This is a genomic window from Pseudomonas lijiangensis, from assembly GCF_018968705.1.
Lineage (GTDB): Bacteria > Pseudomonadota > Gammaproteobacteria > Pseudomonadales > Pseudomonadaceae > Aquipseudomonas > Aquipseudomonas lijiangensis.
On the sequence record NZ_CP076668.1, the window covers coordinates 5,268,501 to 5,293,861 of the forward strand.

The following is a 25,361-nucleotide window of genomic DNA, read 5'->3' on the forward strand; positions in this document are numbered from 1 at the left end:
ATTACAAAAACAATAAACAACGACCCGCAGGGCTTAAAGAGACTTCTTACATATTGCCTTCGCGAATGAATTCGCTCCTACTGTTTGTAGGGGGAAATTCATTCGCGAAAGACATCAGCTACCCGGTTTGACCGGATACCAACGCGGCGTATACACCCATTGCTCACCATTGGGGCGGGCAAAGGTGCAGGTGGTCGAAGAACCAATCAGCACCATGGTGCGCATATCCACCTGTTCAGGCGTCAGTTCGCCCAGGGTAATGACACGCAGCGTCTGCCCCGGACGACCGATATCACGCCCCAGCGTCACGGGCGTTTCAGGCGTCCGGTGCTGGCGCACGATCTCCAGGGCTCGGCCCAGTTGCCATGGGCGTGAACGCGAAATCGGGTTGTAGAAAGCCAGTGCCAGATCAGCCTGAGAAGCCAGGTCCAGACGCTTTTCGATCACATCCCAGGGCTTGAGGTTGTCCGACAGCGACATGACGCAGAAGTCATGCCCCAAGGGCGCACCCGCCTGAGCGGCCGTGGCCAGGGAAGCGGAAACACCCGGCAGGATTTCCAGCTCGACGGCATGCCATTGAGGGTTCGTGGACTCATGCAGCGCTTCCAGCACCGCCGAGGCCATGGCGAACACACCCGGATCACCGGACGACACCACCACCACCGAACGACCTTGCGCTGCCAGCTCGAATGCATGACGAGCACGCAGCATTTCTTCGCGGTTGTCGGTGCAATGCAGCACCTGATCGGGACGGAAAGGCCCGGCCATGCGCACATAGGTTTCGTAACCCAGTACATCGTTGGCACGCGCCAGTTCGGCCTTGACCGCAGGCACCATGAATTCGGCAGCACCCGGCCCAAGGCCAATCACCGCCAATCGACCGCGCCCGCGACCGATCTGCTGAACGTCCAGTGGCTGACGGGCAACCGCAATTGCCATGCCCTCGCCCACACTGATCGGTGGCAGCAGTTGCGGTACCGCATGCCGGGCCATTTCACTGGCGGTTTCAGTCTGGACAAAACGCACAGGTACACCCAGATCGGCAGCCGCCTGATGCAAATCGGCATCGGCCATCTGTGCATCACCCGCCAGCAGACAGGCCAGAGACTGCACAGCCACTCGGGCTTCGTGCAGTGCCGCACGCACACTGTCGGCCAGTTGCGAACCGGTTTCGCTGACGGCAACCAGCACACTGCGCGGATAAATCAGCAACTCATTGCTTGAAGGCTCACGCTCGGCACAGCCCACGAGAATGGCCAGTTCGGCATGTGGATCTTCCGGCAACTGCGCCTGAGCCAGCCAGGGCGCAGCGCCTTCGATACGCACGCGCTCGCCGGAAAGCAGATCGGAAACGAAGCGCTTGCCCAGGTCCAGGTCGCCCAGGGCATAACCACTGGGCGGATTGAGCAGGCAAGTGCCGAAACGCAACTCGCCACTGGTGGTGATGGCTGGCGCAACGCCAAGACCCGCAGCGATTTCACGGGCCATGACATTGACGCCACCCAGCCCGCCCAGCAGCGGAACGACGGCGCTGCCATCTTCGGCTACCGCCAGCACGGCGGGTTCGGCGCCCTTTTCGAGCAGCAGCGGCGCCAGGGTCCGGATCACGATACCCGCAGCGCACAGGGCAATGATCGGCGTGTTCTGTTGATACAACTGGCGCAGGGTCGCACCAAACTCGGTGTAGGTGCTGTCCGCCCCTTGCACCCGCTCGGCCAGACCATGAATCAGCGCATCCGGGTAAAGCTGCTGGATGCGCCGCGCGGTAGCCAGGCTGCCATTGCCCAGGATCACAATGGCTGGAATATTCTGGACCATCAGCCTTGCCACCTTTCACCGGGAACGATGATCAGCGAGAAGTAAGGCGATGACATGGGATTGACCTCATCCAGCGGCACGATCTTCTGATTGGCCATGGTGGCGCGCTCGACGTACAGCGCACGCCCGGCCATGCCCAGCTCTGTCAGCACATCCCGTACCTTGGGGAAGTTGCGACCCAGCTTCATGATCACCGCCGCATCGGCGTCGGCCAGTTTGCGCTTGAGTTCGTCGGGAGGCAGTACGCCGGACAGGACCGACAGGCTCTGGTTGCGATACACCAGTGGCGCACCCAGCACGGACGCACCGCCCAGCATCGAGCACACACCCGGAATCACCTGGGCCTCGTAACGCTCGGCCAGCCGATCATGCAGGTACATATAAGAGCCATAGAAGAACGGGTCGCCTTCGCAGATCACCGCTACATCGCGCCCGGCATCCAGATGGGCCGCCACGTCGAGGCTGGCCTCGTCATAGAAGTCACTGATGACCTGCTCGTAGGACAGCGGCGCAGGCAGCGCTTCGGTGGTCACCGGGTAGACCAGCGGCATCAGCGTCTGGGCTTCCTGCAGATGGCCTTCGATGATGCCGAACGCATTGCCTTTCTTGCCCTTGGCCACGAAATAAGCCACTACGGGGGATTCGCGCAGCAGGCGCAGCGCCTTGACGGTAATCAGTTCCGGGTCGCCGGGGCCGACGCCCAGGCCAATCAATCGACCACGAGCCTGCATCATTCGATCTCCGTCGCCAGTGCATTGACCGCGGCCACCGCCATGGCGCTACCGCCGCGACGACCTTGCATGATGACGAAGGGCACGCCACGGCTGTCGGCAGCCAGCATGGCCTTGGACTCGGCCGCGCCCACGAAGCCCACCGGGAAACCGAGGATCAACGCGGGTTTCGGCGCGCCTGCATCGAGCATTTCCAGCAGATAGAACAGCGCAGTCGGTGCATTGCCGATCACCACGACACTGCCTTCCAGATGTGGACGCCACCGCTCCAGCGCCACGGCAGAACGGGTATTGCCCAGTTCACGGGCCATTTCCGGCACACCCTCGTCATGCAGGGTGCAGATGATCTGATTGTTGGCCGGCAGCCGCGAGCGGGTGATGCCTTCGGACACCATGCGCGCATCGCAGAGGATCGGCGCGCCCGCCGCCAGTGCGTTGCGCCCGGCAGTACCGGCACCCGGCGAGAAGCGCAGGTCTTCGATGACCTCGACCATGCCGCAGGCGTGGATCACGCGCACGGCGAGTTTTTCCAGGTCGGCGGGGATCGTGTCCAGACGCGCTTCAGCGCGAATGATCGAGAAGGAGTTGCGATAAATCTCCTGACCATCGCGGATGTAATCAATCATGCAGAACTGCTCCGTGAGTCGGCTGCCAGCTGCGCGCCGACTGCTTCAATAGTGAGGTCACGCGCACGCAACACACCGAAACCGGAGTGTGCTGCGTCGCGAAAATAGAGGTCGTAATGGCCGGGCGAAACCGCCAGCAAGGTCACAGGCGCGACATGGGCAGCCGCACAGGAGCGACCACAACCGGTCAGGTGCGCCGCTTCGCCGGGGGGCAACTGCCCGGCCAGCAACAGGGCATCGGCCTTGGTATCGGCAAGCCCTTTGCCGCAACCGGCAGAACCGGTGCAGGCAACGATGCGCGACAGCGGCTGTTCGCTGGAACAGATCAAGCCCGCCGCCTGTAATGCAGTCATCACCTCCTGCGCCCGTTCGCCGGGAACATTGGGCAACAACAGGCTTTGCCAGGGCGTCAGCCGCAAGGTGCCGTCGCCCTTTTCGCTGGCCAGCCGGGCGACGCTGGTGAGCATCGCGGCATCCAGACGCCCGAGAGGCACCGCGCCACCGACGGACACGAGGCCGGGTTGCGCCTGTGGATAAATGCCGAGGTGACGATTGTCGCCTGGGTTCGGACGCTGCCATCCGGTTATTTTTTGATCAGTTCGAAGAGGCACGCTCAGTCGCGTCTCCAACTGGCGCAGGATTTCCACGACCGGCACCTCAGCCAGCAAATGCCGCATGCGGCTGTGCTCGGCGCTGGCCAGATCGAGAAACAGCTCCAGCAACGCGACAACCAGTTCATGCCCGTTCGCCAGTGGCACCGCTGCCAACGGGTGATCCTGAGCCGGGCAACCGGCCAGTCCGAAGGCCAACAGCAGTTCACCGTCCAGCGACAATGCCGAAAGCCACAGGTCATGGGGGTGCTCCAGCATGACCAATGCCTCGCCACCGTCCAGCGACAGGGCGAACTTGGCTGACAGTTCATGAAACCGTGCGTGGGTTTCCAGAGACGCCAGGATCTGCGCCGCCAGTGGCCGCGTATCGAACAGCATTTGCGGGTCCAGGCCGGCAGTCGGGCTGAGCATCAGGTTGCGCACATCATCGCTGTCCGGATTGGCCGGGCCAAGACCGGCAGCCATCAACGACTCGATCAGCCCTTCATGATCGGCACCGATCCCGCGAATCTGCAGGTTGGACCGGTTGGTCGCCTCGATCACGCCCTGTGCATACGTGCTCGCAGCCCTGGCCACCGCCAACGACTGGGCGCTGGTGATCACGCCACCGGCCAGCTTGATACGGCAGATTCCGCCGTCCAGCGCCGGGACGATACGCAGCAACCCCGGACAGGCCGAGGGGCGAATGGCTATGGAGGACTTGCGAGCGTACTTCGGCTCGTTCAATGAATCACCCGATCTGGACTCTGGTTGCAGCTTCAATAGGCACATGTGCCTATCGGGCGCGGTATTATGCCTGCTTTGTCCGCCAGCATGAAAAGACGCTCTGTCGGAAGTTCGGATCGAGGTATGCACATGTCACCGTGGCTGACAGTCGTGGGAATCGGGGAAGACGGTTACAAAGGCCTGGGCAAGAACGCTCGGCATGCGCTGCTGCACGCCGATCAGGTGTTCGGCAGCCCGCGCCAGCTCGCCCTGTTGCCGCCCTGCATTCGCGCAGAGCGCCGCAACTGGCCCAGCCCGTTCTCCCTGACCCCGGTGCTGGAGCAGCGTGGCGCCGAGGTCTGTGTCCTGGCCAGCGGCGATCCGATGCTGTTTGGCGTCGGTGCCAGCCTCGCCCGCGTGGTCGCCATCGAGGAAATGCGCGTCATATCAGCGCCCTCCTCCTATTCCCTTGCCGCGGCACGCCTGGGCTGGCCGTTGCAGGAGGTCGTCACGCTTTCGGTGGTCGCCCGGCCTCTGGCCGCTCTGAACGCACATTTCCACCATGGCCTGCGCCTGCTGGTGCTGAGCAACGATGGCAGCAGCCCGGCAGCCATTGCCGGTTTATTGCGCGAGCGCGGCTTCGGCCCCAGCCACATGACCGTGCTCGAACATCTGGGCGGCGAAGCCGAGCGGCGTATCGACGGGCTGGCCAGTGAGTGGGGCAGCCCGGACATCGCGGCGCTGAACCTCGTTGCCATCGACTGCCGCGCCAGCGCCGACGCCCCGCGCCTGAGCACCCTGGCAGGCTTGCCGGACTCGGCGTTCGAGCATGACGGCCAGCTCACCAAGCGCGATGTGCGGGCAATCACCCTGGCACGTCTGGCTCCGGTGCCCGGCGAACTGCTCTGGGACGTGGGCGCAGGCTGTGGCTCCATCGGCATCGAATGGATGCGCGCCCATCCCACCTGCCGGACCCTGGCCATCGAAGCGGATGAAGGCCGTCAACATATGATCGAATTCAACCGCGATGCGCTGGGTGTGCCCGGCCTGCAACTGGTACGCGGCAGTGCCCCCGAAGCACTGCATGGCCTTGAAACACCCGATGCCATCTTTATCGGCGGCGGCGTGACCCGGCCCGGCGTGCTGGAGGCCTGCTGGAAACAACTGCGCTCCGGTGGCCGGCTGGTCGCCAATGCCGTGACCCTGCAAAGCGAAGTCGCCCTGATGGTCTGGCGCGAACAGCATGGCGGCGAGCTGACCCGCATCCACGTCGCCCACGCCAGGCCACTGGGCGAATTCGACACCTGGCGTCAGGCATTGCCTATCACTCTGCTGGATGTGGTCAAGCCCTGATGCGCGAAGAAACCGCCGAACAGCCCGCCCCGCTGCGCAGTGGCCTGACAACGGGCAGTTGCGCCACGGCCACCAGTCTGGCGGCAGCACGTCTATTGCTGGGCGGACCAGCCAACGATGCGGTGCAGATCGTGCTGCCCAAGGGCAAGCAGGTGCAGATGCGCCTGGAGTTCTGCCGACTTGTGGGAGACGGCGCTGAGGCTGCAACCATCAAGGATGCCGGAGACGACCCCGACGTGACCCATGGCGCACTGATATTTGCCAGGGTGCGGCTTGAGACCGAGCCTGGCGTGCGCTTTGTCGCAGGCCCCGGCGTGGGCACCGTGACACGCCCCGGTCTGGTGCTGAATGTCGGCGAACCCGCCATCAACCCGGTGCCACGGCGCATGATGACCGAGCATTTGCTGGGGCTGGCGCAAGAAATGGGCTACGGGGGCGGTTTCGAGGTGACGGTAGGTGTCGAAGGCGGTGAAGCCCTGGCACTGAAAACCATGAACCCGCGCCTGGGCATTCTGGGCGGGCTATCGATACTGGGCACCAGCGGTATTGTCCGGCCGTTTTCCTGCGCGGCTTATATTGCGTCCATCCACCAGGGCATCGATGTCGCCAGGACCAATGGTTACCTGCATATCGCCGCCTGTACCGGCAATGCCAGCGAAGACACCATGCGCCGGGTCTACGGCATCCCGGATATCGCCCTGATCGAAATGGGCGACTTCGTCGGCGCAGTGCTCAAGCATCTGCGCAAGGTGCCTGTGGATAAACTGAGCCTGTGCGGCGGCTTCGGCAAGATCAGCAAACTGGCTGCCGGTCATATGGACCTGCATAGCCGCCATTCAAGCATCGACCTGCCGCAACTGGCCCAATGGGCCGCCCATGCCGGGGCCGATGAGTTGTTGCAACAGCAGATCCGGGAGGCCAACACCAGCCAGCAGGCCCTGGCCATGTGTACAGCGGCGGGCGTGTCGCTGGGTGATGTGGTTTGCCAGCACGCTCTAGACTTCGCTCGCAGCGTGGTTCCGGCACAGGTTCAAGTGGAGGTGTTCGCGATTGATCGTCAGGGTGCCATTGTCGGAAAAGCCGGAGTGACTGCATGAAACGCATATTGCTGCTGGGCGGCGTGACCGAAGCACTGGCCATCGCCCGTACTCTCGGGCCGCAACATTTCTACAGTCTGGCCGGTGTCGGTCGCGTGCCCACGGACCTGACCTGCCAGCTCAAGGTCGGCGGTTATGGCGGCGCTGAAGGCATGGCGCAGTTCATCCGGGAAAATGATGTAGACCTGCTGCTGGATGCCACCCATCCCTATGCCGCGCAAATCAGCCGCAATGCTGCTGTTGCTGCGGGTCTGGCGGGTATCGCGTGCTGGGCGCTGCGTCGTCCGGCGTGGCAGCCCGGCCCTGGGGATGACTGGCGCGAAGTGGCGGACTGGGCCGAACTGACAACGGCGCTGCGGCCTTTCAAGCGCCCACTGTTCACCCTGGGCCGCGAGCCCTTGCAGCATCTGCACGAAATCCCCGAACACCAGTTCTGGACTCTCCGCGCCCTGGACCCATACCCCGGCAACGAGCGCTGTGAAGTGATCGGCGCACGCGGGCCTTTCCACCTCGAAGACGAACGCGCTCTCTTCGAGCGTCGCCAGATTGATGTCCTGATCAGCAAGAACAGCGGCAGCAGCTCCACCGAACCCAAACTGGAAGTGGCCCGGGAGCGTGGCTTGCCGGTGCTGGTGTTGAAACGACCGGATTTGCCGGAAGTGGACCGGGTGCTGGAAAGTGTCGAGGAAGCTCTGAGTGCCCTTAGTGAAGCGCATACCTGTCACTTGTGGGAGGGGCCTTGGCCGCGACGACCTGCTTGAGGGCAACACATTTTCAGCGCCTTCAACTGTCTGTCGCGGCCAAGGCCCCTCCCACGGATTGTGATCCAGCCACCTGCTTTTAAAATCCATCTCAGATCCCGCGACACCCGGCCACAGGCCACCCTTTTTACTTATCGCCGCCATTCAGGCTAAATGGCGCAGTTGACTGGACCCTTCGATAAAACGGAAACCGTAATGTCCCGACGTCGGACAACATCGGTCTGGATCGCCTGCTTTGCAGTGCTGTTCAGCCTGCTGGCCATGCCTCTGTCGCCTCGTTCTCAAGGTGAGCAGTTGCTGTGGGGCAGTTTCTGTAGCAGCAGTGGCACACGTCTGGTGGCGATTTCCCTGGGTGATGCGACAAACAGCATTCCCGGCAATGACGATCACTCGGGCATGCAACATTGCGCCTGCTGCTCAGGTTCGTTGGTTGTCGTCATTCCCTCCGGCTTTACCCATGGCCCGCAGACACGACTCGGCCCGGAATACTTCCCGCCTGCCCTTTTTGTGATCCACACCTCGCCTCGCCAGCAATGGCCAAGCGCCAATCCCCGGGCCTCTCCGCTGACCTGACATTCACTTCGCACGTGTCTTGACGCACCTGAATGAATTGACCGGAGAATCACCCATGTTGAAGAAAGCCCTCATGCTGGCTGCCTTGTTGCTGCCTGCCTGTTTTGCCAATGCCCACGAATACACCGGTGGGCAGTTGTTGATCGGCCACCCGTGGTCCATGGAGCTGCCACCGAATGCGCCGACCGTCGCGGCGTATTTCACCATCGAGAACAAGGGCAGCAGCGCCGATCGTCTGCTGAGTGTCACAACCCCCATCGCCAGCCAGGCAGAGTTGCATGAACATGTACAGGCAGATGGCCTGATGAAAATGCGCCAGGTCCCGTCAGTCGACGTTCCAGCCGGGGCCAGGGTCAGTTTTGCGCCCATGGCTTATCATGTGATGTTGCTGGGTATCAAAGACCGGTCCATGCTCGCATTGGGCCAGCGTTTTCCGATGACGTTGCACTTCGAGAAAGCTGGCGATATCGACGTACAGGTCGTGATCCAGAAGCAGGAACCCGAACACAAACATTGAGTGATTGCCTGACTTGAGCGCCATGCGCACCGACCGCGTTCGTTCAGCCGTGCCTCGTAAATCCAGAGGCGCATGGTTGAGCCTGTTCGCCATGTTGATGATCTTTATCGGCCCACTGATTTCCCAGTCGATGCCGATGGAACATCACGCCGGTATGTCCATGTCCGCACCGACCAGTGAGGCTCACCACGCACACCATGGCAGCGAGCACGCCAGCCCTGCAGAGACGGGCATGAGCGATCACGCGCTGTGGGCCAAATGCGGCTACTGCACCTTGCTGTTCAGTTGCCCGGCCCTGTCTCGGGTAATAACCCTGGTTGCCGCAACACCTCCCAAGCCCTCCGACTTCTTTGCCGCGCTCACCCGGCAAGGCCATGCGCGTCAGAGCGCCTTCCTGCATGCCCGCAGCCGGGCACCGCCCGTCACCACGGTAGCCTGACCCCATAACGACCGCAGCCCGGAAAGCTGCGCGAACCTGACTGATTTGCCGGAAAACCTGCGCGACTCAGTCCTGTGCCTTTTACCGTGAGCACGCTTTTCATGTCACAGCGTAAAGTCTCTTTTTATAACCTGGCCTGGCGCTGGCATTTCTATGCCGGTCTGTTCGTGGCACCGTTCATGATCCTGCTGGCGCTGACCGGGATCATTTACCTGTTCAAGCCACAGCTGGACAACCTGATGTACAGCGACCTGCTGACCGTCAAACCCGCTCATCACCAGATCAGCGCCGACGAGTTGCAGCAGCGGGTGCTGACCCGTTATCCACAGGCGGCCGTCAGCAAATACTTCCCGCCCGTCAGCGCCGAAGGCAGCGCGCAGTTCGTGGTGCGCGAACAGGGCCGCGAGCTGAATGTCTTTATCGACCCTTATCGCGGCGAGATCCTGGGCACCCAGGATGCCAAAGACAACCTGCAAGCCATCGCCCGCGCTCTGCATGGCGAGCTGATGATCGGCACAATCGGCGACCGGCTGATCGAACTGGCTGCCGGCTGGGGCATCATGCTGGTGATATCGGGCCTGTACCTGTGGTGGCCACGGGGAAGCAATGCCGCTGGAGTCTTGTGGCCGCGCCTGAGCAGTCGCGGGCGGGTGTTGTGGCGCGACCTGCATGCGGTCACCGGTTTCTGGGGATCACTGATTCTGCTGTTCATGCTGCTCAGCGGCATGACCTGGACCGGTTTCTGGGGCAAGCAATACGCCGAACTGTGGAACACCTTCCCTGCCGCGATGTGGACCAATGTGCCCAAATCCACGCAACTGGCCGGTGAACTCAACACGGCCAGCGTGCAGACCGTGCCCTGGGCGCTGGAAAACACGCCAATGCCACAGTCCACGGGCGAGCATGCCGAACACATGCATCATCACGGCATGTCCGCAGGCCCCGCTGCGCCGAAAGTCACGCTGCAGCAGGTCGTGGATATCGCCACCGAACGGGGCGTCGAGCCCGGCTACAGCATTACCGCGCCCAAGACCGCCGAAGGTGTGTTCACGGTGGCGGTGTTCGCGGACGATCCGCGCAATGACGCGACCCTGCATATCGATCAGTACAGCGGCAAGGTACTGGCTGACGTGGGCTGGAAGGACTACAGCCTGGTTTCCAGAGCCACCGAGATGGGCGTGATGCTCCATGAAGGCAAGTTCTTCGGCTGGGTCAACCAGCTACTGATCTTTGTGGCGTGCCTGATGATTCTGCTCGGCTCGGTCAGCGGGCTGGTGATCTGGTGGAAGCGTCGCCCCACAGGCGGCCTTGGTGTACCGCCCTTGCGCCATGATCTGCCCCGCTGGAAAACGGCCATCGTGATCATGTTCGCACTGGCCGTCGCCTTCCCGCTGGTGGGCATTTCACTGCTGCTGGTGTGGGCGTTCGATCGGATTGTTTTTTCCCGCTTTGCTAAATCTTCGGCGGCAGCTTAAATTGCTGCTACGAAGCCTGAAACCGGCGGGCGGTTTTGTGATGAATTCCTCACCCGACCGGTTCGGGCCTCGTCAGATTCTCTGAAAAAGCCGACCTCGAGTCGGCTTTTTCATGGGCGCGAACCCTCCACGCACCAACAACGAACAAAAAACCCACGACGCACCACCCTCAGCGCCACTTCAGTGCGCTCGCTTCCCCGGCGGTTCCTCTAGAACGGATATGAGCTCCATTTGCCCGGCTGGGCACAGCCTTTGCTTAGGAGCATTGAGGCATTTCTTCGCCCTCCCAAAAAAAGCCAACCGAACGGAGCCCGTCCAATGAAGCGTCGCAGCCTGATCAAAGCTTTCACCCTGACCGCATCAATCGCCGCAATGGGTATGACCTGGACAGTTCAGGCAGCCGAAACGATCAAGGTCGGTATTCTGCATTCGCTTTCCGGGACCATGGCCATTTCCGAGACTTCGCTCAAGGACATGGCTTTGATGACCATCGACGAAATCAACGCCAAGGGTGGCGTGAACGGCAAGATGCTGGAAGCTGTCGTCGTCGACCCGGCCTCCAACTGGCCGCTGTTCGCGGAAAAGGGCCGTCAGTTGCTGGCTCAGGACAAGGTCGCTGTCGTGTTCGGTTGCTGGACGTCGGTATCGCGCAAGTCGGTATTGCCGGTATTTGAAGAACTCAATGGCCTGCTGTTCTACCCCGTGCAGTACGAAGGCGAAGAAATGTCGCCGAACGTGTTCTACACCGGTGCAGCGCCTAACCAGCAGGCAATTCCTGCGGTCGAGTACCTGATGGGCGAAGACGGCGGCGCAGCCAAGCGCTTCTTCCTGCTGGGCACCGACTACGTCTACCCGCGCACCACCAACAAGATTCTGCGCGCATTCCTGCACTCCAAAGGCGTGAAGGACAGCGACATCGAAGAGGTCTACACGCCGTTCGGCCACGCCGATTACCAGACCATCGTGGCGAACATCAAGAAGTTCTCCGCTGGCGGCAAGACTGCTGTGATCTCCACCGTGAACGGCGACTCCAACGTGCCGTTCTACAAGGAACTGGCCAACCAGGGCCTGAAAGCCACCGACGTTCCGGTCGTGGCCTTCTCGGTCGGCGAAGAAGAACTGCGCGGCATCGACACCAAGCCACTGGTCGGTCACCTGGCCGCCTGGAACTACTTCCAGTCCGTGGAAAACCCGGTCAACAAGAAGTTCGTGGCTGACTGGAAAGCCTACGCCACCAAGAAAAACCTGCCGGGCGCCGACAAGGCCGTGACCAACGACCCGATGGAAGCCACCTACGTGGGCATTCACATGTGGGCCCAGGCCGTCGAGAAAGCCAAGTCCACCGATGTGGACAAGGTTCGCGAAGCCATGGCCGGCCAGACCTTCGCCGCGCCGTCGGGCTTCACCCTGACCATGGACAAGACCAACCACCACCTGCACAAGCCGGTGATGATCGGCGAAGTCGAGGATAACGGTCAGTTCAACGTGGTCTGGCAGACCAAGGAGCCGATCCGTGCACAGCCTTGGAGCCCTTACATCCCGGGCAACGACAAGAAGCCTGATCATGCAGTGAAGAGCAATTAAGACCTAGTCACTGTCTTCGCGAATGAATTCGCTTGTGTCTTTGATCAGGGTAATGTCTGGGGTGAGAGGGGTGGATGGCAAGCTGACCATTCGCGGTGCCCAGAGCACGTGTGGGAGCCAAGCTGCCATCCACTCTTCCCGCTTTGGCTCAAAGCTCGAACAGTTGACTGAGTCCGACCTCGAACAACAAGCGTGAGCCAGGCCAAAGCGCCTCTCACTCTTTATCCTAGAGGTTTTACTCATGTCCGCCTATGCCGGAATTGATGTTTCCAAGGCCACGCTGCAGGTTGCACTGTTTCCCAAAGCAGATGATCTCTGCGTGCCTAACACCGAAGAAGGTCTCGCCAGCATCGCTGAGTACCTCAGCGCCCATCAGGTTGAACGTGTTCTTGTTGAGGCCACCGGGGGTTACGAGAGACTGTCGGTAAAGCTGCTGGCTAATGCCGGGTTCAAGGTCCAGCGTATCAACCCTGTCCGCTCACGCCAGTTCGCGCTGGCCATGGGCAAGCGCGCCAAGACGGACCCGATCGACGCGCAAATGCTGGCCATGTTCGCCTCCAGCCTGGAGGAAAAGGGTTTCGCCAAGCCTGACGAGGAACGCGAAGTCCTGCTTGAACTGGTCAACTTGCGTAGCAACCTGCTTCAACAACGCGATGACAACCGGCGCCGTATCAAACAGGCCGTACTGCCCTGCGTGGTGGAAATCTACCTCGCGTTGGAGGCCAGCCTTAAAGTGCAGATCAAGTCGGTGGATCAGCTTGTCGCTGCACAAACCCGCCGGGTCGACTCAGAACTGCTGCAACGGCTAGAGGCTGTAAAGGGCGTGGGGGCCGTGACAATCGCCAGCCTCTTCTGCTACCTGCCCGAGCTGGGCGACCTGAGCCGTGGACAAATCGCTGCCTTGGCCGGCGTGGCGCCGTACAACAACGACAGCGGTACCAAGACCGGTAAGCGGCAGATCTACGGTGGGCGGTCGAAACTACGCCGTGCGGCCTACATGTGTGCGCTGGGGATGGTGCGCTACAACTCCGATTTCAAGGAGCGTTATGCGAGGCTGCGTGCCAAAGGCAAGTGCGCGAAAGTGGCCCTGGTGGCCTGCATGCGGGTGTTGCTGATTCGCCTGAACGCCATGGCGCGCGACGGAACACCATGGCGTGATCAGGTGGTTTGAATGGGGGGCGGGCGTTGCCCGCCATCGCGGAATCTATCCGCGATGACATCATGAAAATGCCCGTTCATCGGGGAGCGATGAAAGACAGTTGGCTCCCACCGTTCAGGAGTGGGTTCATTCGCGAAATGCCTCACCGCCGACTGCCAGGCTATCGATATGCCCAAAACCCTGTACCGCCTCATTCTCACATTCGCGTTCCTGCTGCCGATTGCAGTACACGCCAGTGATGCCGGCGATTTCGTTTCTGCCAGCTCTTCGCAACAGGCCGACCTGCTTGAAACCTGGGCAGCCAAACCTGCGCCCGAGCGTGTCGAGCTGCTTGAAGCCTTGCGCGATGGACGTGTTGCAGCAGACAGCAGCAAACGCGCCTACCTCGAAAACAACGAGCAATACGTGGCCGTGGATGCCCAGGCACCTGCCGCCGCCGATGCGCCAAACCCTGATGAACCGCGCAAACTGCGCCTGAACAATCGGCTGCGGGGTCTGGTCGAGACCGCGCTGGCCAGTCACCAATTGCTGGCGGCCGATGCAAAATTGCGTCTGTCTGCTGCCCGGCAATTGCAGAAAAGCGCCCGCCCCGCTCAGCTTGAACTGCTGACCCAACGGACCGCCGCCGAAACCGACTCCGGCGTCAAGGACGCCCTGACGCTGGCGCTGGCCAACCTGCAACTGGTCGACAGCAGCCCTTCGGTGCGTCTGGCAGCCGTGCGCCTGCTGGGTGAAACCGGCGACCCGCTGGCCCGCACCCGGCTTGAAAGCCTTCTATCCCCCGGCGTGGAAACCGATGCAACCGTGCGCATTGCGGCCGAAACCAGTCTGGCGCAGGTCAAGCGCAAGCTGATGATCGGCGAAGTGCTGGGGCAGGCCTTCAGTGGCATGTCCCTGGGCTCGATTCTGTTGCTGGCCGCTCTCGGGCTGGCGATCACCTTCGGCCTGCTGGGCGTGATCAACATGGCCCACGGCGAAATGCTGATGCTGGGTGCCTATTCAACCTACGTGGTGCAGTTGATGTTCCAGCGCTATGCGCCGGGCGCCATCGAGTACTACCCGCTGATCGCCTTGCCGGTGGCGTTTTTCGTCACGGCGCTGATCGGCATGGCGCTGGAACGCACCGTGATTCGCCATTTGTATGGCCGCCCGCTGGAAACCCTGCTCGCCACCTGGGGCATCAGCCTGATGCTGATTCAGGCCGTGCGGCTGGCTTTCGGTGCTCAGAACGTTGAAGTCGCCAACCCTGAGTGGCTGTCGGGCGGGATTCAAGTGCTGCCCAACCTCGTGCTGCCTTACAACCGTATCGTGATCATCGCCTTCGCGCTGTTCGTGGTGGTGCTGACCTGGCTGCTGCTGAACAAGACCCGACTGGGCCTGAACGTGCGCGCCGTGACCCAGAACCGCAACATGGCCGCCTGCTGCGGCGTGCCCACCGGACGAATCGACATGATGGCCTTCGGGCTGGGCTCGGGTATCGCCGGGCTGGGCGGCGTGGCCTTGAGTCAGATCGGCAACGTAGGTCCGGACCTGGGCCAGAGCTACATAATCGATTCGTTCCTGGTGGTGGTACTCGGCGGTGTCGGCCAACTGGCGGGCAGCGTAATGGCCGCCTTCGGGCTGGGCATCGCCAACAAGATTCTTGAACCGCAAATCGGTGCCGTATTGGGCAAGATCCTGATCCTGGCGCTGATCATTCTGTTTATCCAGAAACGTCCGCAAGGCCTCTTCGCACTGAAAGGACGGGTGATCGACTGATGAATCAGCCATTGATAGTGACCGCCGCACAGAAAGTCGGGCCAAAGGGCACGCTGACCGTGGGCATTCTGGTTCTGGCCATCCTGCTGGCCATGCCCCTGTTGTCGTTGCTGCCTGCCGATAACGGTCTGCAGGTTTCGGCCTATACCCTGACGCTGGTGGGCAAGATCCTCTGCTACGCCATCGTTGCCCTGGCACTGGATCTGGTCTGGGGTTATGCAGGCCTGTTGTCGCTGGGCCACGGCCTGTTCTTCGCCCTGGGCGGTTATGCCATGGGCATGTACCTGATGCGTGAAGCGGCAGGCGATGGCTTGCCGGCATTCATGACCTTCCTGTCGTGGACCGAATTGCCCTGGTACTGGGCAGGCACCGACAACTTCCTCTGGGCCCTGTGCCTGGTGGTGCTGGCGCCGGGCTTGCTGGCGCTGGTGTTCGGCTTCTTCGCCTTCCGCTCGCGGATCAAGGGCGTGTATTTCTCGATCATGACCCAGGCCCTGACCTTCGCTGGCATGTTGCTGTTCTTCCGCAACGAAACCGGTTTTGGCGGCAACAACGGCTTCACCAACTTCCGCAGCATTCTGGGCTTCAGCATCAGCTCCCAAGGCACCAGGGCCACGCTGTTTCTGCTCACGGTCCTGTTGCTGGTGGCGAGCCTGTATGTGGGCTGGCGTCTGGCACAGAGCAAGTTCGGTCGAGTGCTGACCGCTCTGCGCGACGCCGAAAACCGCCTGATGTTCTGTGGCTACGATCCACGTGGATTCAAGCTGTTCGTCTGGGTCCTGAGCGCCGTGCTCTGTGGTCTGGCCGGTGCCTTGTATGTGCCACAGGTCGGCATCATCAACCCCAGCGAAATGTCACCGACCAACTCCATCGAAGCTGCCGTCTGGGTAGCGCTGGGTGGTCGCGGCACCTTGATCGGCCCCTTGCTGGGCGCCGGTCTGGTCAACGGCATGAAGAGCTGGTTCACCGTGGCATTCCCTGAATACTGGCTGTTCTTTCTGGGCGCACTGTTCATCATCGTGACGCTGTATCTGCCCAAGGGCGTGATCGGCCTGCTGAAGAAAAGGAGCGAGTCATGAACAACACACCGACACCCGCTTTCATGCTCGAACCGATCCTCGATCCCAACTCCGACGCGGGCACCAGCCGAGACGCCATCGGTCTGGGCCAGGTTGCAGGCCAGGGGCTCAATACCCGGCACGGCACGATCCTGACCCTGGAAGACATCAGCGTCAGCTTCGACGGCTTCAAAGCCCTCAATGACTTGAACCTGTACATCGGCGTGGGCGAGTTGCGCTGCATCATCGGCCCCAACGGCGCGGGCAAGACCACGCTGATGGACGTGATCACCGGCAAGACACGCCCCAGCCACGGCAAGGCCTGGTTCGGTGAAACCCTGGACCTGACGCAGATGAGCGAAGTGCAGATCGCTCAGGCCGGGATTGGCCGCAAGTTTCAGAAACCCACGGTCTTCGAAGCCCTGAGCGTGTTCGAGAACCTGGAACTGGCGCAAAAGACCGACAAATCGGTCTGGGCTTCGCTGCGCGCAAAACTCAATGGCGAACAGCGCGACCGGATCAACGAAGTGCTGGAAACCATCCGCCTGACCGCATCCGCCCAACGCCCGGCCGGTCTGCTGTCCCACGGCCAGAAGCAGTTTCTGGAAATCGGCATGCTGCTGGTCCAGGACCCGCAACTGCTGCTGCTCGACGAGCCGGTGGCCGGCATGACCGACGCCGAAACCGAATTCACCGCCGAGCTGTTCAAGAGCCTGGCAGGCAAGCACTCGCTGATGGTGGTGGAACACGACATGGGCTTCGTGGGCTCGATTGCCGACCACGTGACCGTCTTGCACCAGGGCAGTGTTCTGGCAGAAGGATCGCTGGAAGACGTACAGGCCGACGAGCGAGTGATCGAGGTGTATTTGGGGCGCTGAAGCGCCCAGCTGTTAGCTTGAAGCCACAAGCTGCAAGAAAAAGCAGTCCGACTTGGATTTTTCTTGTGGCTTGTGGCTTACCACTTCGCTCGATTTTGATTGTTCTTGCGGCTTGTAGCTTGCCGCTTATGGCTCCTGAGGAACGAAGCATGCTTCAAGTCGAAAAACTCCACCAATACTACGGCGGCAGTCACATTCTTCGCGGTCTGTCCTTTGACGTGAAAGTCGGCGAAGTCACCTGTCTGCTGGGGCGTAACGGTGTAGGCAAGACCACGTTGCTCAAGGTATTGATGGGGCTGTTGCCGTCCAGAGAGGGGTTGGTGCAGTGGGAAGGCAAGCCCATCACCGGTTTCAAGCCCCACCAGCGGGTGAATGCCGGTATTGCCTATGTGCCTCAGGGCCGGGAGATTTTCGGGCGGCTGACGGTTGAAGAGAATCTGCTGATGGGCCTGTCGCGCTTCCCGGGCTCCGAAGCCAAAGAGGTTCCGGCCTTCATCTACGAACTGTTCCCGGTGCTGCTGCAAATGAAGCATCGCCGTGGCGGCGACCTGTCGGGTGGTCAGCAGCAACAGCTGGCGATCGGCCGGGCCCTGGCGAGTCGCCCTCGCCTGCTGATTCTCGACGAGCCCACCGAAGGCATTCAGCCCTCGGTCATCAAGGAAATCGGCGCGGTCATCAAGAAGCTGGCCGAGCGTGGTGACATGGCGATTCTGCTGGTGGAGCAGTTCTATGATTTCGCAGCCGAGCTGGCGGACCAGTATCTGGTGATGTCCCGTGGCGAGATCGTCCAGCAGGGGCGCGGCGAAAACATGGAAGCCGAGGGCGTTCGCGGTCTTGTCACCATTTGAGACGCCAATCCGTTAAGGTGCATGACTCGACAAAGCAATGAAGACACCATGAATCTGCCTGCCCACACCGCCCTGTTCACCCCCAGCTGGCACGCCGAGCTGGAACTGGGCTATGGACGTTTCGATGACTGCACCCGGCCGATACAGCGACGCCATAAAGGGCCGCTGCGGGTGCAGAAGCATTTGTATGCCGAAGGTCCGCAAGTCTGCCAGCACATCATCGTCCATCCGCCCGGAGGCATTGCGGGCGGAGACCGGCTGGATATCTCGGCCACTGTCGGCAAAGAGGCCTGGGCGCAACTGACCAGCCCCGGTGCTGCCAAGTGGTATCGCGCCGCGAGCCCGGCCTATCAGCAACTGGAGCTGCGGGTCGAACCCGGAGCGACTCTGGAATGGTTGCCCCAGGAAACCATCGTGTTCAGCCAGGCCCAGGCCGAACTGACCACCCGTATCGACCTGCAAGGCGATGCCCGGCTGTGTTATTGGGATGTGGTAGCGCTGGGACGTCCAGCCAGTGGCGAGCGTTTCGAGCAGGGCCATTTTCAGTCGCATCTGGATATCCGCCGCGACGGCCAGTTGCTATGGCATGAACGACAGCGCATTGTCGGTGGCGATGGTTTGCTGGATTCTCCCATCGGGCTGAACGGCAGGACCGTATTCGCGACCCTGTTGATCACCGGTGACATCGACAGCGAACTGCTCGAAGCCTGCCGCTCGCTTTCGATGCCCAACCCGGTCAGCGGTGACCTGACCCAATTGCCGGGTCTGGTGGTCGCCCGCTGTCTGGCGGATGAAGCCCTGCATGCAAGAGCCTGGCTGATCGAGTTATGGAAACGGCTGCGCCCGGCATTGCTGGGCCGCGAGGCGGTAACGCCCAGGATCTGGAATACATGATTGTATGGGAGGCGTTGTGGGAGGGGGCTTGCCCGCGACAGGGCAAATGCTATTCATGCAGCGTATTCGTCAGCAGTACCGCTGTCGCGAGCAAGCTCCCTCCCACAAACACGAACAACACATCGGAATTTGAAAAGCGGACCCGACAATGGACCTGACTCCACGCGAAAAAGACAAACTGCTGATTTTCACCGCCGGCCTGGTTGCCGAGCGCCGTCTGGCTCGCGGGGTGAAGCTCAACTACCCGGAAGCCATGGCCTATATTTCAGCAGCGCTGCTGGAAGGTGCCCGTGACGGGCAGACTGTGGCCGAACTGATGCATTACGGCACCACGCTGCTGAGTCGCGATCAGGTCATGGAAGGCATCCCGGAAATGATCCCCGAGATCCAGGTGGAAGCTACCTTCCCGGACGGCACCAAGCTGGTGACCGTGCATCAACCGATTGCCTGAGCCAGGAAACTTATGAACGACCTGATTCGCGATGCACTGCCCGCCGATCTGCCGGGCATCCTCGCCATCTACAACGACGCGGTGCTCAACACCACGGCGATCTGGAACGAACAGCCCGTGGACCTGGCCAACCGTCAGGCCTGGTTCGAGGCGCGCAAGGTTCAGGCCTACCCCATCCTGATCGCCGTCGACGATGCGGGTGAAGTGCTGGGCTACTCGTCATTTGGCGACTGGCGCCCTTTCGAGGGCTTTCGGCATACGGTCGAGCATTCGGTCTACGTTCGCGCCGATCAGCGCGGCAAGGGGCTGGGGCCAAAACTCATGGCCGCGCTGATTGAACGCGCCCGTCTTTGCGACAAGCACATCATGGTGGCGGCCATCGAGAGCGGCAACGCGGCCTCCATCGCCCTGCATGAACGCCTGGGCTTCAAGACCACCGGGCAGATGCCACAGGTCGGCACCAAGTTCGGACGCTGGCTGGACCTGACGTTCATGCAACTGGATCTCTCGCCCGGCGCACCCGCACCGGCTTCTCAGGCCCCACAACCTCACTAGGGCATTGCTCATGAATCCTGCACAGTTGCGTCGTGTAAACGCTGACAGTTTTGCGCATTACCGCCACGGGCTGGCCGAGCTGCTGCTCGATGCCGTGCACAACGGAGCTTCGGTAGGATTCATGGCTGATCTGGATACGGAGCAGGCCCTGGCCTGGTGCGACAGCCTGAAGAGCGATATTTCCAGTGGCAGCCTGCTGCTGTGGGTAGTGGTTCAGGACGAACAGGTACTGGCCAGCGCGCAATTGTCGCTGTGCCAGAAGCCCAACGGCCTCAATCGTGCAGAAGTGCAAAAGCTCATGGTGCTGCAAAAGGCCAGAGGCCGCGGCCTGGGTACTCAACTGATGGAAGCGGTCGAACATGCCGCCGTCCAGCACAAGCGCGGCCTGCTGCATCTCGATACAGAAGCCGGCTCGCCTGCGGAAGCCTTCTACCGCGCCCTCGACTACACCCGTGTGGGCGAACTGCCGGATTACTGCGCCACACCGGATGGTCGCTACATGCCAACCGCCATTTATTTCAAAACCTTGGGGCAACAGCCATGATCCCTGGCCAATACCAGATTCAGCCCGGCGATATCGAACTCAATGCCGGACGCCGCACCATCAGCCTGACCGTCGCCAACAGCGGCGACCGCCCGATTCAGGTCGGTTCGCACTTTCATTTCTTCGAAACCAACGACGCCCTGACCTTCGACCGTGCCGCCAGCCGTGGCATGCGCCTGAACATCCCGGCCGGCACCGCCGTTCGCTTCGAGCCGGGCCAGTCACGGGAAGTGGAACTGGTGGACCTGGCCGGGTTGAGGCGGGTTTTCGGTTTTGCGGGACGTGTTATGGGAGACCTGTAGAACGTGCCCGCACCAGGTCCAGTTGCAAGCGCCAAGCTACAAGCTGCAAGAAACAGCAGCCGCCGCGCGTGTGATCCGCTTTTACTTGAAGCTCGCAGCTTGAAGCTTGCAGCTCAAAATTCGAGACCCGATAGATGAAAATAAGCCGACAAGCCTACGCCGACATGTTCGGCCCCACCGTTGGCGACAAGGTTCGCCTGGCCGATACCGAGCTGTGGATCGAGGTCGAAAAAGACTTCACCACCTACGGCGAAGAAGTGAAGTTCGGCGGTGGCAAGGTCATCCGTGACGGTATGGGCCAGGGTCAACTGCTGGCCGCCGAAGTGGTGGACACACTGATCACCAATGCCCTGATCATTGATCACTGGGGTATCGTCAAGGCGGACGTCGGGATCAAGGACGGGCGCATTGCTGCCATCGGCAAGGCAGGCAACCCGGATATCCAGCCGGATGTGACCATCGCCGTGGGCGCGGCGACCGAAGTGATTGCCGGTGAAGGCATGATCCTGACCGCTGGCGGCGTCGATACGCACATTCACTTCATCTGCCCGCAGCAGATCGAAGAAGCGCTGATGAGCGGCGTGACCACCATGATCGGCGGCGGCACAGGCCCGGCCACCGGCACCAATGCCACCACCGTCACGCCAGGTCCGTGGCACATGGCACTCATGCTCAAAGCTGCCGACTCGTTCCCGATGAACATCGGCCTGACCGGCAAGGGTAACGTCAGCGTTCCCGGCCCGTTGATCGAACAGGTCAAGGCCGGGGCCATCGGTCTGAAGCTGCACGAAGACTGGGGCACCACGCCTGCGGCCATCGATAACTGCCTGAGCGTGGCCGACGAATACGATGTGCAGGTGGCGATCCACACCGACACGCTCAACGAATCGGGCTTTGTCGAAACCACACTGGCAGCGTTCAAGAACCGCACCATCCACACCTATCACACCGAAGGTGCCGGTGGCGGCCATGCGCCGGACATCATCAAGGCCTGCGGCTCGCCCAACGTCCTGCCCAGCTCCACCAACCCGACCCGGCCGTTCACCCGCAACACCATCGACGAGCACCTGGACATGCTGATGGTCTGCCATCACCTGGACCCCAGCATCGCCGAAGACGTGGCCTTCGCCGAAAGCCGCATCCGCCGGGAAACCATTGCCGCCGAGGATATCCTTCACGACCTGGGCGCGTTCTCGATGCTCAGTTCCGACAGCCAGGCCATGGGCCGTGTCGGCGAAGTGATCATGCGCACCTGGCAGACCGCCGACAAAATGAAGAAACAGCGCGGCCCGTTACCTGGAGACGGTCCGGGCAATGACAACTTCCGCGCCAAGCGTTATATCGCCAAATACACCATCAACCCGGCGATCACCCACGGCATCAGCCATGAAGTGGGTTCCATCGAAGTGGGCAAGTGGGCGGATCTGGTGCTGTGGCGCCCGGCGTTCTTCGGCGTGAAACCGACCCTGATTCTCAAGGGAGGTGCCATCGCGGCCAGCCTGATGGGAGACGCCAACGCCTCGATCCCGACGCCACAACCGGTGCATTACCGCCCGATGTTCGCCAGCTATGGCAGTTCATTGCATGCCACCAGCCTGACCTTCATCAGCCAGGCGGCATTCGATGCTGGCGTGCCGGAAACACTGGGCCTGAAGAAACAGATCGGTGTGGTCAAGGGCTGCCGCAGCGTGCAGAAGAAAGACCTGATTCACAACGACTACCTGCCCGATATCGATGTCGATCCGCAGACCTATCAGGTCAAGGCCGATGGTGTCCTGCTATGGTGTGAACCGGCGGATGTGCTGCCCATGGCGCAGCGATACTTCCTGTTCTGATCCCGCAAGGGCCTTCCTTCGGGAAGGCCCTTTGGGTTTTCAGTCTTCCAGGAGCCTTTCGATTTCCTGTTCGTAATCGTCCTGCTCGTGAACGCCGCTCATTCTCGACACCTCAGCACCGTTCCTGAAAAAGATGACCGTGGGCACGCTGTCTACGGCGAAATTTTCGACAGTCGCCTCCGTGCTGTCGGCATCTAACCGAAGAATCAATAGCTGGTCATCGAACGTTGTCGCAAGGTCATCGATGATCCGGCTGGTCAGGGCACTGTCACTGCTGCCCGAAATACTGAACTCGGCCAGTACGAGCCTGTCCGTGTTGAATACCTGATCCTGAAAGCTGTCATCATCAACATTCATAACGCTCATGATTCAATTTCTCCTATGTGATCTACAGGAGCGGGATGTACGCGATACCTCATTCACAAAACGTCTTCATCGCCAGTGAGCAACCTATAACCGCTCTCTCACCTCGTCTACCTGTCAGAAATGACAGTATCCGCCTCTTCCAAGGCGTCAGACGGCTGTTTGTCGGACAAGGCAAAAACGGTAATATGCCCGGCACCCCCTCATTACACCTGAAGCAAGGTAACCGGCAATGCGACTATCTGAATTCATCGTCGCTCATGTGGATAGCATCGTCGATGAATGGGAAGACTTCGCCAAGACGCTGAAACCGGCAGCCGACACCATGAGCCGTGTCGAACTGCGCGACCATGCCAAGTCGATCATGCTGGCGGCCGCCAGAGACATGGACGCAGTCCTGAGCAAGCGCGCCCAAGCCATCAAGGCTCCCAAGTCCGCGCTGAACCTCGATGAAGCAGCCGCCAGCCATGGTGAACTGCGGCACACCGTAGGCTTCGACCTGGTGCAGATGACCTCCGAGTTTCGCCACTTGCGCGCCAGTGTCATCCGGCTGTGGAGCGAAAGCCTGAGCGCACCGGAGCCGACTGCGTTCGAGGACATGATCCGTTTCAACGAAGTCATCGACGAAGCCCTGGCCGAATCCACGGCAGCCTACGTCGAGCAGGTCACCCGTTCCCGGGACATGTTCCTGGCCATTCTCGGCCATGACCTGCGGGCACCGTTGCAGGCCGTCAGCATGTCCACGGAAATGCTGATGCGCAAGGAACAGCAGGATGAAAAGACGCGCGCCTATATTTCCCAGATCAAGAACAGTACACGCCATATGGGCGTCATGGTCGCAGATTTGCTGGAGTTCGTGCGCAGCCGCCTGGGTGCCAGCCTGCCAGTCGAGCGCAAACCCATGGACCTGGCAGTCGCCTGCCGTGAAGCCATCGAAGAAGCCTGTGCCGGGCAGCCGACCAGTACGCCGCATCTGAAAATCGAGGGCAATACCCTGGGCGAATGGGACAGCTCGAGAATCGGTCAACTGCTGCAGAACCTGATCGGCAATGCACTGCAGCACGGAACCTCAAACAATGAAGTCACCGTCAAAGTCACCGGTTGGGAAAACAGCGTGGAGTTGGTCGTCCACAACGACGGCGAACCCATTGCAGAAGAGGCAATCGGCACGATTTTCGATCCGATGGTGCGCAGCGTGAATCATGACTCGGACACCCGGCAGCCCTCGACCAGCCTCGGCCTGGGACTGTTCATCGTCAAGGAAGTGGTAAACGCTCATGCGGGCAGCATCACCGTGACGTCAAACATCGGTGAGGGAACCACCTTTACCGTGGTCTTGCCCCGCGGCGTCTGAACATTCAGGTGGCCGGTCATCGACCACCTGACAGATGACTCAATTACCCCACTGACTCCGCGGATCGAAGGCAGCCTTGTCGGCCAGCTTCTGCCAGAGCGCCTTGGTGGCCTCATCGACCGTGCGAGGCATGACAATCTTGAGCTGAGCGTACAGATCGCCACGCTCGCCTTTCTTGTCCAGCAGGCCATTGCCCTTGATGCGCAGGCGCTGACCGTTCTGACTTTCCGGCCGGATGGTCAGGTTGATCTTGCCGGTCAGGGTCGGCACCGCGACCTTGGCACCCAGCGCCGCTTCCCATGGAGCCAGCGGCACGGTAATGATCAGGTCATGGTTTTCCACCTCGAAAAGCGGATGCGGCGCCAGGCGAATGATCAGGTACAGATCGCCATTCTCGCCACCTGCAACACCAGGCGCGCCCTGGCCCTTGAGGCGGATACGCTCGCCATCCACGACGCCGGCAGGAATCTTCACGTTCAGGGTCTTGGTGATATCCGCCATGCGCTGCCCGTTGGGGCTGTGCTGAGGGACCTTGAAGCTGACCTGCTTGGATTCGCCCGACAGGGTTTCTTCCAGGAAGATCGCAAGCTCCATCTCCACGTCCTGCCCCTTGCGACCCTGATTACGCGAACGGCCACCCTGCTGCTGGGCACGACCGCCGAAGATCGAACTGAAGAACTCGGAAAAGTCCGTGGTATCGCCACCAAAACCACCGCCGCCCGCACCGGCACGGCTCTGCCAGCCGGGAGGCGGCTGGAAAGGCCGGCCCTGACGCCCGTACTTGCGCAGCTCGTCATATTCGGCGCGCTTTTCCGGGCTGCTCAGGACTTCATAAGCCTCCGAAGCCTCCTTGAACTTGTCTTCCGCTCCAGCTTCTCTGCTGACATCCGGATGATACTTGCGCGCCAGCTTGCGATAGGCCGCCTTGAGCGCCTTGTCATCGACCGTCGGCTCGACGCCGAGAATCTTGTAATAATCTTTGAAATCCATCTAACGATCACCCATCCCCAATATGTCCAGACGCACCCGACGTCTCTACCTATCCTGTCTTGGGGTGGCGTCTGGAGAACTC

The 25,361-nt window shown here is 61.1% G+C and carries 26 protein-coding genes; 20 read left to right on the forward strand and 6 right to left on the reverse strand.

All coding sequences use genetic code 11. The features are described from left to right. Positions 1–114: 114 nt before the first annotated feature. Genes cobJ through cobG form a run of 4 tightly spaced genes read right to left on the reverse strand, consistent with a single transcriptional unit; the run spans position 115 to position 4,512 of the window. Entirely contained in the window at positions 115–1,818 is a 1,704-nt protein-coding gene (cobJ, locus tag KQP88_RS22425) for a precorrin-3B C(17)-methyltransferase (RefSeq protein WP_216704203.1), read from the reverse strand. Continuing rightward, on the reverse strand, positions 1,818–2,549 hold the full coding sequence (locus KQP88_RS22430; protein ID WP_198727719.1) for a precorrin-2 C(20)-methyltransferase: 732 nt from the start codon (positions 2,547–2,549) through the stop codon (positions 1,818–1,820). Before KQP88_RS22430 ends, cobJ begins: the two co-directional genes overlap by 1 nt. Beyond that, the gene (locus KQP88_RS22435; protein ID WP_198727653.1) at positions 2,549–3,175 is read right to left on the reverse strand and encodes a precorrin-8X methylmutase; all 627 of its coding nucleotides are present in this window, start codon (positions 3,173–3,175) and stop codon (positions 2,549–2,551) included. Before KQP88_RS22435 ends, KQP88_RS22430 begins: the two co-directional genes overlap by 1 nt. Next, positions 3,172–4,512 (reverse strand): precorrin-3B synthase, encoded by a 1,341-nt coding sequence (gene cobG, locus KQP88_RS22440; RefSeq protein ID WP_318295324.1) that lies wholly within the window; start codon positions 4,510–4,512, stop codon positions 3,172–3,174. Before cobG ends, KQP88_RS22435 begins: the two co-directional genes overlap by 4 nt. Positions 4,513–4,641: 129 nt before the next feature. Here cobG and cbiE point away from each other — a divergent pair, with 129 nt between their 5' ends. The 19 genes from cbiE (at position 4,642) to ureC (ending at position 22,572) form a co-directional block, all read left to right on the forward strand. Continuing rightward, positions 4,642–5,844 carry a precorrin-6y C5,15-methyltransferase (decarboxylating) subunit CbiE gene (gene cbiE / locus KQP88_RS22445; protein ID WP_216706020.1) on the forward strand — a complete coding sequence of 401 codons (1,203 nt, stop codon included), beginning with the start codon at positions 4,642–4,644 and terminating at the stop codon, positions 5,842–5,844. Beyond that, positions 5,844–6,941, forward strand: a complete 1,098-nt coding sequence (locus KQP88_RS22450; RefSeq protein WP_216704205.1) for a cobalt-precorrin-5B (C(1))-methyltransferase — start codon at positions 5,844–5,846, stop codon at positions 6,939–6,941. The genes cbiE and KQP88_RS22450 overlap by 1 nt, the downstream gene beginning before the upstream one ends. Continuing rightward, on the forward strand, positions 6,938–7,702 hold the full coding sequence (locus KQP88_RS22455; protein WP_216704206.1) for a cobalt-precorrin-6A reductase: 765 nt from the start codon (positions 6,938–6,940) through the stop codon (positions 7,700–7,702). Before KQP88_RS22450 ends, KQP88_RS22455 begins: the two co-directional genes overlap by 4 nt. A 195-nt stretch (positions 7,703–7,897) precedes the next feature. Next, positions 7,898–8,275 (forward strand): DUF2946 domain-containing protein, encoded by a 378-nt coding sequence (locus KQP88_RS22460; RefSeq protein WP_200995316.1) that lies wholly within the window; start codon positions 7,898–7,900, stop codon positions 8,273–8,275. 55 nt (positions 8,276–8,330) lie between these two features. Beyond that, positions 8,331–8,792: a copper chaperone PCu(A)C gene (locus KQP88_RS22465; RefSeq protein WP_200995317.1), complete on the forward strand. Its 462-nt coding sequence runs from the start codon at positions 8,331–8,333 to the stop codon at positions 8,790–8,792. 22 nt (positions 8,793–8,814) lie between these two features. After that, on the forward strand, positions 8,815–9,231 hold the full coding sequence (locus tag KQP88_RS22470) for a DUF2946 domain-containing protein (protein ID WP_216704207.1): 417 nt from the start codon (positions 8,815–8,817) through the stop codon (positions 9,229–9,231). Between the two features lie 101 nt (positions 9,232–9,332). After that, positions 9,333–10,706, forward strand: coding sequence for a PepSY-associated TM helix domain-containing protein (locus KQP88_RS22475; RefSeq protein ID WP_216704208.1), 1,374 nt, complete (start codon positions 9,333–9,335; stop codon positions 10,704–10,706). 318 nt (positions 10,707–11,024) lie between these two features. Then, on the forward strand, positions 11,025–12,290 hold the full coding sequence (gene urtA / locus KQP88_RS22480; RefSeq protein WP_216704209.1) for an urea ABC transporter substrate-binding protein: 1,266 nt from the start codon (positions 11,025–11,027) through the stop codon (positions 12,288–12,290). 241 nt (positions 12,291–12,531) lie between these two features. Then, positions 12,532–13,461, forward strand: a complete 930-nt coding sequence (locus KQP88_RS22485) for an IS110 family transposase (protein WP_216703852.1) — start codon at positions 12,532–12,534, stop codon at positions 13,459–13,461. A 156-nt stretch (positions 13,462–13,617) separates the two neighbouring features. Continuing rightward, positions 13,618–15,207: an urea ABC transporter permease subunit UrtB gene (gene urtB / locus KQP88_RS22490; RefSeq protein WP_216704210.1), complete on the forward strand. Its 1,590-nt coding sequence runs from the start codon at positions 13,618–13,620 to the stop codon at positions 15,205–15,207. Further along, positions 15,207–16,286 (forward strand): urea ABC transporter permease subunit UrtC, encoded by a 1,080-nt coding sequence (gene urtC, locus KQP88_RS22495; RefSeq protein WP_200995321.1) that lies wholly within the window; start codon positions 15,207–15,209, stop codon positions 16,284–16,286. The genes urtB and urtC overlap by 1 nt, the downstream gene beginning before the upstream one ends. After that, on the forward strand, positions 16,283–17,143 hold the full coding sequence (gene urtD / locus KQP88_RS22500) for an urea ABC transporter ATP-binding protein UrtD (RefSeq protein ID WP_216704211.1): 861 nt from the start codon (positions 16,283–16,285) through the stop codon (positions 17,141–17,143). Before urtC ends, urtD begins: the two co-directional genes overlap by 4 nt. Before the next feature lie 149 nt (positions 17,144–17,292). Further along, positions 17,293–17,991 carry an urea ABC transporter ATP-binding subunit UrtE gene (gene urtE, locus KQP88_RS22505; RefSeq protein WP_216704212.1) on the forward strand — a complete coding sequence of 233 codons (699 nt, stop codon included), beginning with the start codon at positions 17,293–17,295 and terminating at the stop codon, positions 17,989–17,991. Between the two features lie 48 nt (positions 17,992–18,039). Then, positions 18,040–18,885, forward strand: coding sequence for an urease accessory protein UreD (locus KQP88_RS22510; RefSeq protein WP_216704213.1), 846 nt, complete (start codon positions 18,040–18,042; stop codon positions 18,883–18,885). Between the two features lie 148 nt (positions 18,886–19,033). Beyond that, positions 19,034–19,336 (forward strand): urease subunit gamma, encoded by a 303-nt coding sequence (gene ureA / locus KQP88_RS22515; RefSeq protein ID WP_117165508.1) that lies wholly within the window; start codon positions 19,034–19,036, stop codon positions 19,334–19,336. 12 nt (positions 19,337–19,348) lie between these two features. After that, positions 19,349–19,891: a GNAT family N-acetyltransferase gene (locus KQP88_RS22520; RefSeq protein ID WP_200995325.1), complete on the forward strand. Its 543-nt coding sequence runs from the start codon at positions 19,349–19,351 to the stop codon at positions 19,889–19,891. A gap of 10 nt (positions 19,892–19,901) precedes the next feature. After that, entirely contained in the window at positions 19,902–20,435 is a 534-nt protein-coding gene (locus tag KQP88_RS22525; protein ID WP_216704214.1) for a GNAT family N-acetyltransferase, read from the forward strand. Beyond that, on the forward strand, positions 20,432–20,737 hold the full coding sequence (locus tag KQP88_RS22530) for an urease subunit beta (RefSeq protein WP_095068296.1): 306 nt from the start codon (positions 20,432–20,434) through the stop codon (positions 20,735–20,737). Before KQP88_RS22525 ends, KQP88_RS22530 begins: the two co-directional genes overlap by 4 nt. A 134-nt stretch (positions 20,738–20,871) precedes the next feature. After that, positions 20,872–22,572, forward strand: coding sequence for an urease subunit alpha (gene ureC / locus KQP88_RS22535; RefSeq protein WP_025262173.1), 1,701 nt, complete (start codon positions 20,872–20,874; stop codon positions 22,570–22,572). A 39-nt stretch (positions 22,573–22,611) separates the two neighbouring features. Here ureC and KQP88_RS22540 read toward each other — a convergent pair whose 3' ends face one another. Beyond that, complete coding sequence (locus KQP88_RS22540) at positions 22,612–22,938, reverse strand: thioredoxin family protein (RefSeq protein WP_216704215.1); 327 nt, start codon at positions 22,936–22,938, stop codon at positions 22,612–22,614. Between the two features lie 229 nt (positions 22,939–23,167). Between KQP88_RS22540 and KQP88_RS22545 the strand changes: the two genes are divergently transcribed. After that, positions 23,168–24,289: a sensor histidine kinase gene (locus tag KQP88_RS22545; protein WP_216704216.1), complete on the forward strand. Its 1,122-nt coding sequence runs from the start codon at positions 23,168–23,170 to the stop codon at positions 24,287–24,289. 39 nt (positions 24,290–24,328) lie between these two features. On the opposite strand, the gene cbpA is transcribed toward KQP88_RS22545, so the two are convergent. Continuing rightward, positions 24,329–25,279, reverse strand: a complete 951-nt coding sequence (cbpA, locus tag KQP88_RS22550) for a curved DNA-binding protein (RefSeq protein WP_198727636.1) — start codon at positions 25,277–25,279, stop codon at positions 24,329–24,331. Positions 25,280–25,361 lie beyond the last annotated feature (82 nt).

What these genes read in the sequence shown, in the direction of transcription:
- cobJ (WP_216704203.1), bottom strand. Translation starts at nt 1,818, where the DNA reads ATGGTCCAGAATATTCCAGCCATTGTGATCCTGGGCAATGGCAGCCTG.
- KQP88_RS22430 (WP_198727719.1), bottom strand. Translation starts at nt 2,549, where the DNA reads ATGCAGGCTCGTGGTCGATTGATTGGCCTGGGCGTCGGCCCCGGCGAC.
- KQP88_RS22435 (WP_198727653.1), bottom strand. Translation starts at nt 3,175, where the DNA reads ATGATTGATTACATCCGCGATGGTCAGGAGATTTATCGCAACTCCTTC.
- cbiE (WP_216706020.1), top strand. Translation starts at nt 4,642, where the DNA reads ATGTCACCGTGGCTGACAGTCGTGGGAATCGGGGAAGACGGTTACAAA.
- KQP88_RS22450 (WP_216704205.1), top strand. Translation starts at nt 5,844, where the DNA reads ATGCGCGAAGAAACCGCCGAACAGCCCGCCCCGCTGCGCAGTGGCCTG.
- KQP88_RS22455 (WP_216704206.1), top strand. Translation starts at nt 6,938, where the DNA reads ATGAAACGCATATTGCTGCTGGGCGGCGTGACCGAAGCACTGGCCATC.
- KQP88_RS22460 (WP_200995316.1), top strand. Translation starts at nt 7,898, where the DNA reads ATGTCCCGACGTCGGACAACATCGGTCTGGATCGCCTGCTTTGCAGTG.
- KQP88_RS22465 (WP_200995317.1), top strand. Translation starts at nt 8,331, where the DNA reads ATGTTGAAGAAAGCCCTCATGCTGGCTGCCTTGTTGCTGCCTGCCTGT.
- KQP88_RS22470 (WP_216704207.1), top strand. Translation starts at nt 8,815, where the DNA reads ATGCGCACCGACCGCGTTCGTTCAGCCGTGCCTCGTAAATCCAGAGGC.
- KQP88_RS22475 (WP_216704208.1), top strand. Translation starts at nt 9,333, where the DNA reads ATGTCACAGCGTAAAGTCTCTTTTTATAACCTGGCCTGGCGCTGGCAT.
- urtA (WP_216704209.1), top strand. Translation starts at nt 11,025, where the DNA reads ATGAAGCGTCGCAGCCTGATCAAAGCTTTCACCCTGACCGCATCAATC.
- KQP88_RS22485 (WP_216703852.1), top strand. Translation starts at nt 12,532, where the DNA reads ATGTCCGCCTATGCCGGAATTGATGTTTCCAAGGCCACGCTGCAGGTT.
- urtB (WP_216704210.1), top strand. Translation starts at nt 13,618, where the DNA reads ATGCCCAAAACCCTGTACCGCCTCATTCTCACATTCGCGTTCCTGCTG.
- urtC (WP_200995321.1), top strand. Translation starts at nt 15,207, where the DNA reads ATGAATCAGCCATTGATAGTGACCGCCGCACAGAAAGTCGGGCCAAAG.
- urtD (WP_216704211.1), top strand. Translation starts at nt 16,283, where the DNA reads ATGAACAACACACCGACACCCGCTTTCATGCTCGAACCGATCCTCGAT.
- urtE (WP_216704212.1), top strand. Translation starts at nt 17,293, where the DNA reads ATGCTTCAAGTCGAAAAACTCCACCAATACTACGGCGGCAGTCACATT.
- KQP88_RS22510 (WP_216704213.1), top strand. Translation starts at nt 18,040, where the DNA reads ATGAATCTGCCTGCCCACACCGCCCTGTTCACCCCCAGCTGGCACGCC.
- ureA (WP_117165508.1), top strand. Translation starts at nt 19,034, where the DNA reads ATGGACCTGACTCCACGCGAAAAAGACAAACTGCTGATTTTCACCGCC.
- KQP88_RS22520 (WP_200995325.1), top strand. Translation starts at nt 19,349, where the DNA reads ATGAACGACCTGATTCGCGATGCACTGCCCGCCGATCTGCCGGGCATC.
- KQP88_RS22525 (WP_216704214.1), top strand. Translation starts at nt 19,902, where the DNA reads ATGAATCCTGCACAGTTGCGTCGTGTAAACGCTGACAGTTTTGCGCAT.
- KQP88_RS22530 (WP_095068296.1), top strand. Translation starts at nt 20,432, where the DNA reads ATGATCCCTGGCCAATACCAGATTCAGCCCGGCGATATCGAACTCAAT.
- ureC (WP_025262173.1), top strand. Translation starts at nt 20,872, where the DNA reads ATGAAAATAAGCCGACAAGCCTACGCCGACATGTTCGGCCCCACCGTT.
- KQP88_RS22540 (WP_216704215.1), bottom strand. Translation starts at nt 22,938, where the DNA reads ATGAGCGTTATGAATGTTGATGATGACAGCTTTCAGGATCAGGTATTC.
- KQP88_RS22545 (WP_216704216.1), top strand. Translation starts at nt 23,168, where the DNA reads ATGCGACTATCTGAATTCATCGTCGCTCATGTGGATAGCATCGTCGAT.
- cbpA (WP_198727636.1), bottom strand. Translation starts at nt 25,279, where the DNA reads ATGGATTTCAAAGATTATTACAAGATTCTCGGCGTCGAGCCGACGGTC.